Raw genomic sequence first — 14,768 nt, 5'->3', positions numbered from 1 at the left:
TCGCTCCTCGCAATGACGATTGTACAAAAACAAATTTAAAAATAATAAGTAGTTATCAAAGATGGCAATATTAGTTAATAAAAAAACCAAAGTAATCTGTCAGGGTTTTACGGGTTCACAAGGTACTTTCCACTCCGAGCAAGCAATAGCTTATGGTACTAAAATGGTCGGTGGGGTGACACCAGGTAAAGGCGGTAAAACTCACCTAGACTTACCGATATATAACACTGTGCATGAAGCAAAAGCCAAAACCGGCGCTAATGCTAGCGTTATTTATGTACCACCTCCCTTTGCAGCCGATTCAATATTAGAAGCAATTGATGTTGGAATTGAAATAGTCGTATGTATTACGGAAGGAATTCCAGTGCTTGATATGGTCAGAGTAAAACGTGCTTTAGTCGGTTCTAAAACAAGATTAATCGGTCCTAACTGCCCAGGCATTATAACACCTGATGAATGTAAAATAGGTATCATGCCAGGACATATTCATAGAAAAGGTTCTATAGGTATTGTTTCAAGATCAGGTACTTTAACTTATGAAGCAGTAGCACAAACAACAGCTGTAGGGCTTGGTCAATCTACATGTGTCGGTATTGGGGGCGATCCCGTTAATGGCACTAATTTTGTAGATTGCATTGATATGTTTTTACAAGATGACGAAACAAAAGCAATTATTATGATTGGTGAAATTGGTGGTGACGCAGAAGAAAATGCAGCTGATTTTATCAAGCATTCAAAAATCAAAAAACCTATAGTAAGCTTTATAGCAGGTATTACTGCCCCTCCAGGTAAAAGAATGGGACATGCTGGTGCTATTATTGCTGGCGGAAAAGGTAGTGCTGAAGATAAGCTCGAAGCTCTACAAAGTGCCGGCGTAACTATTACAAGATCACCTGCGGATATCGGCAAAACTATGCTGGATTTACTGAATGGTTAGGCGTTATCGTCAGCTCTTATGTCATTCCTAGCTGCGGCAGGAATCCAGTAACTTTAGTGTCGCCTCGTAGGGGTATTGTTGCGTGGATCGAAAAACGTCCTAAGGTAGTCATCCCGTGGCTTGACCACGGGATCCAGCATAAAGCGAGATAAACCGAGCTTTTTATTTGTATTTTTTCTGGATCTAGTTCCCAAGCCACGGTATGACACCGAGAGCGTTTTTCGATCCATGCAATAACTCCGCCACGGGATGACAGATATTAGCCCCCTCCAAGTTAACCACCCTGCATTGCAAATGCAGGGCTTAAGATTATGGCATCAATGCCTTAGCTATAGCTAGTTTTCAACTTGAAAGTTTCCAAACTTATCATCTCTCGATTCATGTTTATCAATATAATCCTTGATCATTTGGTCAGTCACATTGCCTGTGGTTCTGACAAAATATCCAACAGCCCATAAGTGTTTACCCCAATACTGTTTCCGTAATTCTGGAAATTCCTGCTGAATCTTCCTTGAACTCTTTCCTTTTAGATACTGTACCACCTTACTAATACTTTGATAAGGTGGCACAGATACATAGATATGTACGTGATTTGAAGCTATCTTCCCTCTTAATATCTCTACTCCATTATCCTTACATATCTCTTGGGTTAGGTCCTTGACTCTCCTACCAATATCACCAACCAATATATTATATCGATATTTAGTCACCCATACTATATGATAAGTGCAATCGTAAACTGTGTGGCTTATCTTCTTGTAATACTGCATCTCTACATTCTATATGTTAAAACGACGCACTGCAAGTGCGGGGTTTTTCTCCCAAATTTGGGACAATAAAAAAATAAAAATCATGAACAGGTTTAAAAATATTGCGGTATATGGAGGGGGGAGTTTCGGCACAAGCCTTGCAGCCATTGCAGCTAGGGTTTGCGAGGATGTTACCTTATTTTTGCGTAATGAAGAAATAGCAAAGGAAATAATAGATAAGAAAACTAACACGAAATATTTAGGTAATATCAAACTACTTTCTAATCTACAAGCTACCACTAATCTAGATAAAATTAAAGATTTTGAGCTAATTATTATTGCAGTGCCGTCTTACGCTTTTGATGAGGCAATAAAATTATTAAAAACTCATATCTCAAACGATAATATTCTTTTAATTACCACAAAAGGTTTTGCACGTAATCCTACTGAATTGTTTTCTGATAGGCTTAAAACTTTATTACCAAATAACCCTATAGCATTTTTATCTGGTCCGAATTTAGCAAAAGAGCTAGCAAAGGGGTTACTTGCTTCTGTAACTATTGCAAGCTTAGATATAGATTTGGCAAATAAAATATCTTATAATCTATCTTCAGAAGCTTTCATTACTAGTACTACTAATGACGTTATAACATTACAAGTAGCAGGAGCTTTAAAAAATATTTTTGCCATTAAAAGCGGGATTGATATGGCAAAAGAGCAGGGCGAAAATGCAAGAGCAACCCTAATCATATCTGCCTTAAAAGAAATAGCGATATTGTCCAAAGCTTTAGGTGGCTTGAAAAATGATGTAAATATTTTGCTAGAAGCTGGTGTAGTTGGTGATTTAGTGCTAACTTGCTACTCGATGGACTCACGTAATACAAAATTTGGTTATGAGTTTGGCATAAGTAAAGACAAACAGAAATTTTTACAAGAATATACAGAGCTAGTAGAGGGAAGAGAGGCGATAAAGTTTGTTTTGGAGTTGATAGAGAGATATGGTTTGGATATGCCGATTGTCTCTTCTTTAAGTAATGTCATTAAGTAGGTTTTCTGTGTAAAGATTATTAGATTTCATGGCGGGATCACGGAGGACATTGTTGCGTGGATCATTCTCCCCCTGTCATCCCGTGATTTATTCACGGGATCCAGTTAAAAATACTAATAAAATTAGTATTTTTTATTATTTTCTGGATCCCAAGGATATTGATATTTCTAGTTGTTTTTCTGGATCCCGTGGTCAAGCCACGGGATGACAGAGCAGGCTTCGCCCATCCTCACAATGACGAAAAGTTGCCACACGCACCATCCCTGCCGTATCCCAACATCTTATATCTACTGTGGCTTGAATACTACTTATAAATACCCCATTAAAAAACTTCTTCAATTTTCTCTTTATTAATTGGTCTATATATTATTTAATTAAATTAGTTACTAATTATTAAGGGTTTTGTATAAAGAAGCAACACATAATAAATGAGACGTTTTTAGACGCAATCTTAGCCAAAAAATTAGGTACTTCCTATACCCCTCCGAAAGAAATTAACGACCCTGATTTTGATGAAGCAGCCAAACATTTTATTAATTTGCTAGTTAGAGCGGATGGTTTCAAGCCTGTCAAAACAGCAGTAGTTCATCCTATTGACAAAGAGTCATTACTTGGGGCAGTTAGAGCAGCACAATTTGGTGTAATAACGCCTGTTTTGATTGGACCGCAGCGTAAAATTGAGGCAGTGGCAAAAGTTAATAACGCCAGTTTAGGATAAGGAGGTCTGAGGATAAGCAAGTAGTGTTAGAAATTTTTTAGATTTATTGAAATTAAAAGCATTTACGCAAGAAAGTATATGAACTAAGAAATTAATAGGGGAGCGATGTCTTGAATGTTCAAGGTTCATGCTGTTTTTTAGTACATTAAATACTGATTCAATTATTGATCTGCTTTTTAAGAGTATTTTATCTTCTATATCTAATAAATGATTTTTCATATCCTTGCGAATCCCAGTAAATAACCGTAGCCCACGACTAAATAATTTAGCGGACATTTCCTTAGAAATATAAGCCTTGTCTCCAAATAATTTACCCCATAATCCTTTGGTAATTGAGTCTACAGCAGATAAATCACTAGCATTACCCTTTGTTATTTTAATTGCCATAATCTGACCTTTATTATTAATTACAATATGTAATTTAAATCCCATAAACCATCCGTAACTACTCATACCTATTTTAGCAATGCCACTAAACACTTTATTATTATTTGTACGTTTTGCATGACATATCGATAATTTGGTTGAATCAACAAAATATATACCAGTCTCATCTCCTGTAAATAATTGTAACATTATAGTTAAAGGTAATACTAATCTTGGCCACAACTGGATTATCCGACTGTAACTAGGAAGACTAAAATATCCTCTATATTTACATGATAGATGATATAAATAATAATTCTTAAAATCTTTGCATGGAGATATATAAAAATATAATACTATAGTTATATAGTTCTGAAAGCCTTAAACTCCCTGATCTCCTACGCTTCCTAACGCTGGGTATTAATTTGCTTTCTTCCCATTCTTCGTAAACTTTACAATAATTATCTATTATACAAAATAGAGTTATGATACATCTTTTCATTGTTGAGTGCATATTTTTTTGATTCAAAATCTATGTAACTCAACACTCCTCTCTTGTAAATACCCTGCTTTATTATCTTTATTCCTTACACTCTTATCCTAAACTGGCGTTAGAAGAGCAAGTACGTAAGGATGCTGGGATACTTTTTAGGCTTATTACGGAAAGTTATAATGAAATTATCGGGAGAGGGAATTTAGATAAAGTATTGATGTTGTTTGGACTAGAAGAAGTTGGTAAAACAGTAATTGGGTGTCAATTAAGCGATTCTAAAACTGTAGAAAAATTTACAGTAACAGAATTAAATAAATTAAAACCTGTAGATTCTGAACATAATAAAAAGATAAGGCATAGCCAAATCATCGACAATAATCAAAATAACCCAGCTAATCAAAGCAGTCAAAATAATTTAGATAACCCAGCTAACCCAGATAATACAAATAAAGAAGATGATTATAAGCGTGTTAATAATTTTTTAAATAAAGATTTGGCAATAAATATTATGGAATGCTCTGGCATACATGGCGGGGTGATAAATCAAGTACAAGAAATTTTAGACTTATATTCTTATTGGCAAATAATTAAATTGGCAGCAAAAATTAAATTTGGAATAATTATCATAGATAACAGTTCGAAACCAATAATTACTGATACTATAAACGAATTTATCAAGTTTTTTAAAAATGAAACTAATGTATTAACTAAAGAAGTTCAAGAAAATCTCAATGATGCATTATTTTATATAGTAAATTTTGCAACTGATTGTGGAACAATAGAAAAAAAAGATAAGAAAGTTATAGAAATAAAAAAATATTTAGAAAACCTTATTAAGTACTCAAAAGATGCAGAGAAACTTGTAATATCCCAGTTAATTAAGTCTGTTCATTTATTCAAAAAAGCAACCTCTGAAGAACCATTTTCCGAATCACTGAATCTTAAGGATTTATTAGGAACAGATAAATGGTGGGGATTAAAAGAAGTATATATAAGTCCTATTTCGTATAAAAAAAGTGTAATAGAGTTACCAGAAGTTTTAGCTGAAATGATCAACTACAATATTGGGGTAGTAGGTAAAATTATCATAAAGTTTTTTAAAGCTAATAAAGAATTTATAGAGAATCCTATTTATTCGTTTTTCAGGCTTAATCTACAGCAAGAATTAGCTTCAGAAATGTTTTCCAAGCATTATGATTTGTTAAAAAGCTATCTACCAAAAACAATATTACCAGAAGCAATAAGCCCTATAGAAGTAGTTAATAAAAAAACTTTTTCAGCATTACAAGAAATAAAAGAATTGAAAGATGTTTATACTAACAACATTAATGAGCATTTTAAAATGATTTCTGCATTTCTGGAAATTATAAGGAAGTTTTATAATGTAAAAGGAACTACTAATGAAGAACAAAATCTTTTTCAAGAAAAATTAGGAAATTATGTATATTTTATAAAGCAGCAATTGGAAGCTCTATCATTCTGCAAAAAACTCTATAATGGTACCCAAAAACTGGACTACTAAAATGCTAGAATGAGATATAATTTTCAGATACAAAAGAGAAATTATATGTCCAAAAAAGCAAAACAATATAGTGCAGCAGAAAAAACAAAGATAGTTTTAGAAACAATAAAAGCTGAAATGACAATAGCTCAAATTAGTAGCAAATATGGAGTTCATCCGACACAAATACAAGCATGGAAGAAAAGAGGTATAGAAAATTTAATTAGTAGTTTTCAAATTAAGCCACAATCTAAGGATCCAGATCATCAGGATTTAATAAAACAATTGTATGAACAAATAGGCCAGTTAACTGTTGAACGTGACTGGTTGAAAAAAAAATCTACATTGTTTGGACTTGGCAATTAGAAAAAATATGGTAGATAAAGAGTGTAGTAATCTAAGTATCGCTAGGCAATGTACTCTACTGTTTATTAACAAATCTAGCTATTATTACAAGCCACAAGGCTTAACCCAAAAAGACTTAAAAATAATGCAAGTGATTGATGAAATATACACACAGCATCCTTACTTTGGAGCAAGAAGAATGTCTGAGCACCTTGTACCATTGGGCATCACAATTGGTCGCAAGGCAGTAAGTCGTTATTATAGAATAATGGCTATTGAAGCTATCTATCCTAAAATGAACTTAAGTAAGCGCAATCAAGCTCATAAAATATATCCATATCTTTTAAAAGGAGTTGAAATTATTAAAGTAAATCAGGTATGGAGTACAGATATCACTTATATTAGAATGGCACAAGGATTTGTATATTTGGTAGCAATTATTGATTGGTTTAGTCGTTATATTGTGAGCTGGAAGGTGTCTATTAGTTTAGAAAGTGACTTTTGTATTGATGCACTTGAAGAAGCAATAATAAAATATGGTCAGCCTGAAATCTTTAATACAGATCAAGGTTCTCAATTTACATCAAAAGATTTTACAGATAAACTAATTAAACGTGAAATCAAAATCAGTATGGATGGTAAAGGCAGAGCCCTAGATAATGTATTTATAGAAAGATTTTGGCGTTCATTAAAACAAGAAAAAATATATTTGATGGTTTTAAATACTGTCAAGGAGGCAAAAAATGCTATAACTGATTACATAAATTTTTATAATAGAAAAAGAATGCACCAGTCATTAGAATATCTCACTCCAGAACAGGTGTATTCTACAAAAATTATTGAGTAAAATTATAATACAATTTATATCTCATAAATCTTAATTTTTAGTCTAGACAAATTGGGCCACCTCACATCTGATTGTTTTTCTCCTTTATCAATTGCTCTTAATGCAACTTTTCTTAAAGCTGCTTGTGCACTCGTTGATAATGTCCTAAAATCTTCTTTTTTTAGCATTATTTCATTCTAACATTATATTTTAGTATTTGCAACTATTATGTCAGGTATTTAATTGGTGGGTTAATAGATATAAAATTAGAACCTTATAAAGCTACTAATAGCACAGAAAATAATCAACAGCAATTTGATTATTATGAAGAAGTGCTAAGTTGGCTTAATGATTTTAGTGCAGGCAAATTTTCAAAAACAGAACAATATAGTGCTAATTTTACTGCTAATGAAATGAAAGCTAAATCGCATTATTTTTTAGGTATGTTATATGAAAATAATATTGGTCTTGCGGGCAGTATTAAGGTTGATGATAAATATTTAGGCATATCATATAAAAATAATAATTGGCTTGCTGCAAACGAGAAAAAGCTATATTCGCTTTTAGCAGTTAGAGAATATATCGAAGCTTTAAAAATAGAACTAAAAGAATATTGTGAAAATACAAAAGCTGAAAAAGATTATAGTTTTATGTATGGTTCTGGGGAGTGTAAAACTACTTTTTCTGTTATTTGTTCAAAGATAGGTAATTTACTTTTAAACTTAGGTAAATCTTACGATAGCACAAATCAAAGCGAGCACTCCATCCCTTTAATTTTGGAAGCCATAAAATATTTTATGATAAGCGTAAATGTGCGTTATATTGAAGAATGCGATAAAATTCTTACAGGAATTTTCAATAAACAACCAAGAGATATAAAAGATGATTTTCAAAAACAATTATGCAAATTTTTAGGAGAATATTTATTAAAATTAGGTTTATTCAGAAAAGCAGAGTATAAATTTCAAGAAGCCCAGGGGCTTACTAACGATAGTAAAGAGCAAATAGAACTAGAAGTAAAAATTAATGAAATTAGAGGAATGGGGTCAAATCTTTCTTTCCTGAAAGCTAAACGTGAGAAAGGTGAGTTCGAAGATCTTAGTATATTTAAAGAGAAAACCTTAGGAAAGTTATTTTTGGTAGGAACTAAGAAGTTGCTTAATAATACTACTAAGATACCTCAAGAAACGCAATATAAAGATCTGTATGATGAAATTGATCCACCACAACCACAAGCAGTGATTCAGCCAGAGCCACAACCGCAGCAGTCACAAGCACCAGAGCCATCAGCACCAAATCCACCAGGAAATGAGAATGTACCACCACTTAATCCAAACGAAGTTGTGGCTTTAGGAGATAATAACGAAATACAGAGTCACATAGCTTGAAAAACACCCTTTGTGTCATGCCGTGGGAACCTTGTTGCGTGGATCAGTTTTCCAGTTGTCATCTAGCTCACTTGTAGCGGAATCCAGTTAAAAATACTAATAAAATTAGTATTTTTTATTATTTTTTGGATGCCGTGGTCAAGCAACTAGATGACATTGAAAGTGCTTTTCGATCCACGCGGGCAATGTCCCCCGTGGCTTGGGAACTAGGTCCAGCTAAAAAATACTAATAATATATTTTAGCTATATTCTTTTACGTATAAATAAATATAACCCTATTGATAAAGTAAAGAATATATTCAAGTAGCAAGCAGTAATAAAAGCTAAATTTTTTGAAGCAAAGTTTTGTAATGTAAAGTGAGCAGAAGTAGCTATTAATACTGATAAAGCAGCAAATAATATCGGCATGAAAGTTGTTTTTTTGCTGTAGGGATATTTTAAGAAAACTGCCAATGCTAAAAATGGTAATACAAAATTATATAAAGACCAGATGATTCGTTGGTGGGCTTCGGCAATTAATTTAATTTTTTTCATGGGATTTAAATCAACAGGAGGTTCAAGCAATTCTTCAATATAATATTCGTTTGCTTCCTTATTATGTGTTGTTCTTTGTGATATTAACGGATTATCATTTTGCAGCTTTATCATCAATGAATCAAAAGTTAGCTGCGTTATATTCCCATTTATGTCATATTCTTGCCTACTACCCTTACTAAGCTCAAAAATAGGATCATTCTCATACATATCAAGTATTCCAGAATTTGCAAATACTACAGATGGGTTATCAGCATTGCGGTTATCAAATATGATTACGCCTTTCATAACATTCCCTGCAGATTTTTTATCTATATAAACAGTAATATCTTTCGTTATTTTGTTAAAAGTTTTTTCCTCAATCATACTTGATATGTAGTTATTCTTTATAAAGCTTAAACGTGATTTTAAATTTATATGAGATAAAGGCATGACTGTAGAAGATATGTAGTAAGCAAGTAATGCGACTATCAATGCAACATATAAAGCAGGTAAGGCTAATTGTAGGTTACCTACTCCCGAAGTTTGTAATATAATTAATTGCCTCTCAATTTTTAGGTTATTATAAATATAAATTATTGTAATAACTGTTATGATGGGTAACAGAATAAATAGTAAGGTAGGCAGTACTAAAATTATTAAACTCAAGAAATCCATAACTTTTATACCTTTGTCAAATAAATATAAAAGCTTTAATACTTGAGTAATCCATACCAAGCTAGTCATTGAAAAAGTAATGACTATAAGCAGAGGTAGGATATTTTTTATAAAATATTTTCGATATAGTAACATATATACTTATTTTATTTGAAAATTGGTTGTGGTGTTATCCCCTGGTTTTTATGTCATTCCCGCATAGGCATAGTAGTGTCCGGAAAAAAATAAACGTTGTTATTATTAGGTTTTTTCGTCATTGCGAGGAAATTACGAAGTAATTGACGAAGCAATCCAGTAAAAAATGCTAACTTTATAACATTTTTTATTATTTTTTTCTGGATTGTCACGCTCCTTGCAGTCGCGTAGCTCAGACGATTTGGTATCCACGCAACAATACCTTGCGAGAAGCGTAGCGACGTGGCAATCTCATAAAGAAAAACTCCTGAGATTGCTTCGTCAAAACTTACAGTTTTTCCTCGCAATGACGAAGAATAAACCTGCCCACCCACTTTATTACATTATTTTTAAAAATTCGGTAAATTAGCTTACCAATTAATATTGTTATAAGCCCGGTGATAATACCATAAATTATATCGCTTGGATAGTGTATAGCAAGACTAATGCGAGATAGAGACACTAATATAATAACACAAATCATTAATATTTTAACTGGTAATTTTACATAATTCCAAATAAAATACGTTAATAAAACGCTAAGTGCTGCGTGACTACTTGGAAAACTCGATAAGCATCTTTCACTTGCAGTATTTAATATAGTGATAAAACTTCCCTCAGGTAGGCTACAATAAGGGCGTGGTAAATTAACAGTAAATTTAAGAGCAGTAAAGACCAAACCAAATACGCCATATACTATCCCGATTTCAACTAATTTATTATAATTATGCCAAAATTTATTTTGTCGCTCATTATCGTTTTTGATTTTCTTTAGTTGAATATAAAGATATATACAGTATAAAATATATATAATAGCAAAATTAGCGATATTAAAACAAAAAGAAAATATTCTTAAAAAATAGGCAAACAGCCCGATATTAGTAATTTTATTTAAGAATAAAAATATTTCTTGGTTTAAACCGCAAAAATTATAAAAAATTTCAAACATTATTTTATTAGTTTATGTTACAGGTGACAATACTGGGCTGCGGAGCATCTATAGGCGTACCGGTTATCGGATGCGGTTGCTCTGTATGTTTATCAGATTCAAAGTACAATAAAAGAACTAGATCAGCAATATATATCAACGATGAAAATAGTCAAATATTAGTTGATTTTGGCTTTGATATCAAAAATCAGTTAGTAAGAGAAAAGATAAATAAACTTGATTGTGCAGTATTAACGCATTATCATTCCGATCATGTTAACGGAATTGATGATTTACGAATATTTTCTTTTATGGAAAAAAAGGCATTAGAAATCTATACAGACGAGAATACAGCAGCAAATTTACATAAAAGTTTCGACTATTTATTTGGTTATAATTCATTTATGCAAGGTCCAGTTCTTGAAACTAAAAATATTGGTTTTTTTGATAAAATTAAGATTAACACAATTGAAATACAATTTTTTAGGCAAAATCATGGTCCTATCGATAGTTTAGGTTTACGGATAGGTGATTTTGTTTATTCGCCTGATGTTATTAATTTTCCGCCTGAGTCAGAGAAATTTTTGCAGAATATAAAAATATGGATTTTAGATTGTATGGATTATACTTCAAATAAAAACCATGCAGGGCTTGATAAAGTGTTAGAGTGGCGAGAGAAATATAAACCAGAGCAAATATTATTGACAAATATGCGTCATACTATAGATTATCACGAAATTATAAAAATACTTCCAGATAATGTTAAACCGCTTTATGACGGTTATAAGTTTAATATATGATTATTTTAGAAAAAGTTTGTAAGCGTTACGGCAAAAATTACGGCATTAAAAATATAGATTTAAGTTTTACTGCTAAAGAAACCACTGTAATAATTGGTCCGTCAGGAGGTGGTAAGACTACTTTACTACGTGTTTTAAATAATTTAGAAGAACCGACTAGTGGAACTTTGCTTGTAGACGGCAAAAAACTGCTGTCAAAAGATAGAAGAAAATTGCGGCTAAAGGTCGGGATGGTTTTTCAGAATTTTAACCTCTTTCCGCATTTAAGCGTAGGTGATAATCTGATTTATACACCGGTAAATGTTTTAAAAATTCCAAAAGATGAAGCTATATTAAAAGCAAAAGAACTACTTGAGAAATTTAGACTAAGTCAGAAATTTGACTCATATCCGGCAAATTTGTCCGGCGGGCAGAAGCAGCGTATTGCAATAGCAAGGGCTTTAATGATGAAGCCAGAAATTTTATTGTTCGATGAGCCAACATCGGCATTAGATCCTGAAAATATTAAGGATGTGATCGAGAATATTAATTTACTAAAAGAGCAAATGAGTATGGTGGTAGTAACCCATCACTTAAAATTTGCAAAACTGATAGCTGATCGTATTATTTTTATGGATCAAGGACAGATTTTAGCAAATCAGCCGGCACAAGAGTTTTTTAGCAAACCAGCTTCTCATAGGGCTAGGTTGTTTTTAGAGAATATCGGAGATTTTCTATAAAGAAGTGCATTTCTGCACCTCCTTATAGAAAAGAACAAATTAAAAAGTATCAAAAATAAAAGGCGGCTTCCACTTTTGATATTAATTGTTATACTTTCAATATGGACAGAAAATACATAAAACTTATATTTATAATTTGCAGTACTATATTTGTAACCGGCTTAGTATATAAATATATCAATCAGCACTATCCAAAGTTTTTCAAAGAGCCGCAAAATATCGGAAGTTTTTGTGCCTCATTACTAATATTATTTAGCATAATTTATAGCACTATAAGTCAAAATGAAATACGTAAATTTTGCTTGCAATTAGCAGCTTGGGCAGCAATTTTTTTAGTTATAATCATCGGCTATGCTTTTAGATTTGAACTAAATTATGCTTACCAAAGGGTAGCATCGGTGTTGATTCCATCATATAATTGGTCTACGGAAGCTGGCGAAATAATCATAGCTCGTAGCGGAGATGGACATTTTTATATTGATGCTGTTGTGAATAATGTTAAGATAAGCTTCATGATTGATACAGGGGCAAGTGATGTAGCTTTAACCAAAGAAGATGCTCAAAAATTAGGGTTTGATCTAACTCAGTTAAAATATACTAGAACCTATCTAACTGCTAATGGTGAGAATAAAGCCGCTCCTATAAAATTAGATAGTGTAATAATTAGGAAAAGAATTTAAGGATGTTAGTGGACATATCGGACTTGGTGATCTTGATGTTTCTCTTCTTGGTATGTCAGTACTTGAACGCTTTAAAGGTTTTAGAATTGATAAGGATCTACTAATTTTGAATTACTAGAATAAAGCTTATTTAAAGCCTATAATCCTCAAACTAATGGAATATGTGAACGATCCCACACCTTATAAGAATTACAAATTGATAGAGATAATTGACATTGAACATGAGAATATTAGTAACTGGAGCTAACGGTTTTATTGGATCATATATTACTGCTGCATTGTTAAAAAGTAATTATAAAGTAGTATGTGCCGTTAGAGATATTGAATCTACTAGAAAAAAATTCCCTACTGCAGAAATTATACATTGTGATTTTAATACAGATATTAGCTCCCAAGATTGGATAAATAAATTAGAGAAAATAGATATAGTAATTAATGTCTCAGGTGTGTTAACGTCTAGTCGTGCTAATAATATTGAAAATGTTCATATCAACGGTCCAAAAGCTCTATTTAAGGCGTGTACTCTTACTAACGTAAAAAGAATTATTCATATTTCAGCTCTTGGAATAGATGATGAAGAAAACACTGCTTATGCTTTAACTAAAAAAGCAATAGAAAGGTATTTACAAAAATTAGAAAATATAGATTGGGTAATTTTACAACCTTCTCTCATTTATGCGAGCGGTTGCTATGGCGGTACATCATTATTTAGGGCTTTAGCAGCATTACCGTATTTTATTCCTCTGATAGGTGATGGTTTACAACAATTTCAACCTATCCATATTGAAGATCTAGCGAAAGTAATCATTCATTGCGTAGAAAGAAAAGGAAAAATTTGTAGATTATTAAAAATAGTTGGACCTGATATAGTTACTATGAAAGACATCTTAATTGGATTTAGAAGATGGCTTGGAGTAGAACCTGCAAGACTAATAAAAATTCCTTTAATATTCATTAAAATAGCCTCTAAATTAGGGGGTTTTTTCAAAATAGGACCTATTAATTCTACAGCGTATAATATGTTGCTTCAACCTAATATTGCTAATAAAAAAGATTTTATTGATTTTACTTCTATAATTCCTAGAAACTTGCAGCAAGGTCTTACAACAGAACCTTTAACCGTACAATCTATATGGCATGCTAGGCTTTATTTTCTAAAACCTATAATAAAAATTGCCTTAGGGTTATTTTGGATAATGACAGGAATTATTTCAAGTATTTTTGCTTATGATGCTAGCAAGCAAATTATAATATCACTGGGTTTTAATAAGCAAATAGCACCTTACATATTATATGGAAGCTGCTTTATGGATATTATTCTGGGAATTTTACTAATTATCAAGAGTTAACCACCCTGCATTGCAAATGCAGGGCTTAAGATTATGGCATCAATGCCTTAGCTATAGCTAGTTTTCAACTTGAAAGTTTCCAAACTTATCATCTCTCGATTCATGTTTATCAATATAATCCTTGATCATTTGGTCAGTCACATTGCCTGTGGTTCTGACAAAATATCCAACAGCCCATAAGTGTTTACCCCAATACTGTTTCCGTAATTCTGGAAATTCCTGCTGAATCTTCCTTGAACTCTTTCCTTTTAGATACTGTACCACCTTACTAATACTTTGATAAGGTGGCACAGATACATAGATATGTACGTGATTTGAAGCTATCTTCCCTCTTAATATCTCTACTCCATTATCCTTACATATCTCTTGGGTTAGGTCCTTGACTCTCCTACCAATATCACCAACCAATATATTATATCGATATTTAGTCACCCATACTATATGATAAGTGCAATCGTAAACTGTGTGGCTTATCTTCTTGTAATACTGCATCTCTACATTCTATATGTTAAAACGACGCACTGCAAGTGCGGGGTTTTTCTCCCAAATTTGGGAC

At 32.3% G+C, this 14,768-nt stretch carries 14 protein-coding genes and 4 pseudogenes; 12 read left to right on the top strand and 6 right to left on the bottom strand.

All coding sequences use genetic code 11. From position 1 onward, the window contains the following. Positions 1 to 61 precede the first annotated feature (61 nt). A complete protein-coding gene (gene sucD / locus AAGD54_RS08730) occupies positions 62 to 937 on the top strand; it encodes a succinate--CoA ligase subunit alpha (RefSeq protein ID WP_341794619.1) in 876 nt (291 codons plus the stop codon). 335 nt (positions 938 to 1,272) lie between these two features. Here the strand turns inward: sucD and tnpA (AAGD54_RS08720) are convergent, their stop codons facing one another. Further along, complete coding sequence (tnpA, locus tag AAGD54_RS08720) at positions 1,273 to 1,707, bottom strand: IS200/IS605 family transposase (protein ID WP_341794258.1); 435 nt, start codon at positions 1,705 to 1,707, stop codon at positions 1,273 to 1,275. A gap of 82 nt (positions 1,708 to 1,789) precedes the next feature. Between tnpA (AAGD54_RS08720) and AAGD54_RS08715 the strand changes: the two genes are divergently transcribed. Both AAGD54_RS08715 and AAGD54_RS08710 read left to right on the top strand, forming a co-directional pair. Then, on the top strand, positions 1,790 to 2,734 hold the full coding sequence (locus AAGD54_RS08715) for an NAD(P)H-dependent glycerol-3-phosphate dehydrogenase (protein ID WP_341795211.1): 945 nt from the start codon (positions 1,790 to 1,792) through the stop codon (positions 2,732 to 2,734). 406 nt (positions 2,735 to 3,140) lie between these two features. Then, positions 3,141 to 3,446, top strand: a pseudogene (locus tag AAGD54_RS08710) (phosphate acetyltransferase); the annotation flags it as partial. Here AAGD54_RS08710 and AAGD54_RS08705 read toward each other — a convergent pair. Continuing rightward, complete coding sequence (locus AAGD54_RS08705) at positions 3,444 to 4,160, bottom strand: IS982 family transposase (RefSeq protein WP_341795139.1); 717 nt, start codon at positions 4,158 to 4,160, stop codon at positions 3,444 to 3,446. The pseudogene AAGD54_RS08710 and the gene AAGD54_RS08705 overlap by 3 nt on opposite strands. A gap of 368 nt (positions 4,161 to 4,528) precedes the next feature. On the opposite strand from AAGD54_RS08705, the gene AAGD54_RS08700 reads away from it, so the two are divergent. Genes AAGD54_RS08700 through AAGD54_RS08690 form a run of 3 tightly spaced genes read left to right on the top strand, consistent with a single transcriptional unit; the run spans position 4,529 to position 7,004 of the window. After that, on the top strand, positions 4,529 to 5,833 hold the full coding sequence (locus AAGD54_RS08700; protein ID WP_341794617.1) for a hypothetical protein: 1,305 nt from the start codon (positions 4,529 to 4,531) through the stop codon (positions 5,831 to 5,833). Positions 5,834 to 5,878: 45 nt separating this feature from the next. Then, a complete protein-coding gene (locus AAGD54_RS08695) occupies positions 5,879 to 6,178 on the top strand; it encodes a transposase (protein WP_341794552.1) in 300 nt (99 codons plus the stop codon). Between the two features lie 7 nt (positions 6,179 to 6,185). Then, positions 6,186 to 7,004, top strand: a complete 819-nt coding sequence (locus AAGD54_RS08690; protein ID WP_341794310.1) for an IS3 family transposase — start codon at positions 6,186 to 6,188, stop codon at positions 7,002 to 7,004. A gap of 14 nt (positions 7,005 to 7,018) precedes the next feature. Here the strand turns inward: AAGD54_RS08690 and AAGD54_RS08685 are convergent, their stop codons facing one another. Further along, the gene (locus AAGD54_RS08685) at positions 7,019 to 7,171 is read right to left on the bottom strand and encodes a hypothetical protein (protein WP_341794616.1); all 153 of its coding nucleotides are present in this window, start codon (positions 7,169 to 7,171) and stop codon (positions 7,019 to 7,021) included. A 144-nt stretch (positions 7,172 to 7,315) separates the two neighbouring features. Here AAGD54_RS08685 and AAGD54_RS08680 point away from each other — a divergent pair, with 144 nt between their 5' ends. After that, positions 7,316 to 8,371, top strand: coding sequence for a hypothetical protein (locus tag AAGD54_RS08680; protein ID WP_341794615.1), 1,056 nt, complete (start codon positions 7,316 to 7,318; stop codon positions 8,369 to 8,371). Positions 8,372 to 8,614: 243 nt separating this feature from the next. On the opposite strand, the gene AAGD54_RS08675 is transcribed toward AAGD54_RS08680, so the two are convergent. Both AAGD54_RS08675 and AAGD54_RS08670 read right to left on the bottom strand, forming a co-directional pair. Continuing rightward, positions 8,615 to 9,697: an LptF/LptG family permease gene (locus AAGD54_RS08675; RefSeq protein ID WP_341794614.1), complete on the bottom strand. Its 1,083-nt coding sequence runs from the start codon at positions 9,695 to 9,697 to the stop codon at positions 8,615 to 8,617. Between the two features lie 328 nt (positions 9,698 to 10,025). Further along, the gene (locus AAGD54_RS08670; protein WP_341794613.1) at positions 10,026 to 10,685 is read right to left on the bottom strand and encodes a phosphatase PAP2 family protein; all 660 of its coding nucleotides are present in this window, start codon (positions 10,683 to 10,685) and stop codon (positions 10,026 to 10,028) included. 14 nt (positions 10,686 to 10,699) lie between these two features. Here AAGD54_RS08670 and AAGD54_RS08665 point away from each other — a divergent pair, with 14 nt between their 5' ends. The 5 genes and pseudogenes from AAGD54_RS08665 to AAGD54_RS09485 all read left to right on the top strand — a co-directional run. Beyond that, on the top strand, positions 10,700 to 11,464 hold the full coding sequence (locus AAGD54_RS08665; RefSeq protein ID WP_341794612.1) for an MBL fold metallo-hydrolase: 765 nt from the start codon (positions 10,700 to 10,702) through the stop codon (positions 11,462 to 11,464). Next, positions 11,461 to 12,183, top strand: a complete 723-nt coding sequence (locus AAGD54_RS08660) for an amino acid ABC transporter ATP-binding protein (protein ID WP_341788495.1) — start codon at positions 11,461 to 11,463, stop codon at positions 12,181 to 12,183. The genes AAGD54_RS08665 and AAGD54_RS08660 overlap by 4 nt, the downstream gene beginning before the upstream one ends. A 101-nt stretch (positions 12,184 to 12,284) precedes the next feature. After that, positions 12,285 to 12,981, top strand: a pseudogene (locus tag AAGD54_RS08655) (TIGR02281 family clan AA aspartic protease). A gap of 103 nt (positions 12,982 to 13,084) precedes the next feature. After that, positions 13,085 to 13,711: pseudogene (locus AAGD54_RS09490) on the top strand (NAD-dependent epimerase/dehydratase family protein); the annotation flags it as partial. A gap of 171 nt (positions 13,712 to 13,882) precedes the next feature. Next, positions 13,883 to 14,209, top strand: a pseudogene (locus AAGD54_RS09485) (DoxX-like family protein); the annotation flags it as partial. A 60-nt stretch (positions 14,210 to 14,269) separates the two neighbouring features. Here AAGD54_RS09485 and tnpA (AAGD54_RS08645) read toward each other — a convergent pair. Further along, the gene (gene tnpA, locus AAGD54_RS08645) at positions 14,270 to 14,704 is read right to left on the bottom strand and encodes an IS200/IS605 family transposase (RefSeq protein ID WP_341794258.1); all 435 of its coding nucleotides are present in this window, start codon (positions 14,702 to 14,704) and stop codon (positions 14,270 to 14,272) included. Positions 14,705 to 14,768: the final 64 nt, after the last annotated feature.

This window comes from Rickettsia endosymbiont of Rhinocyllus conicus (assembly GCF_964026465.1).
In the GTDB taxonomy this organism is placed as follows: domain Bacteria; phylum Pseudomonadota; class Alphaproteobacteria; order Rickettsiales; family Rickettsiaceae; genus Rickettsia.
This window is presented reverse-complemented; position numbering and strand designations above follow the sequence as displayed.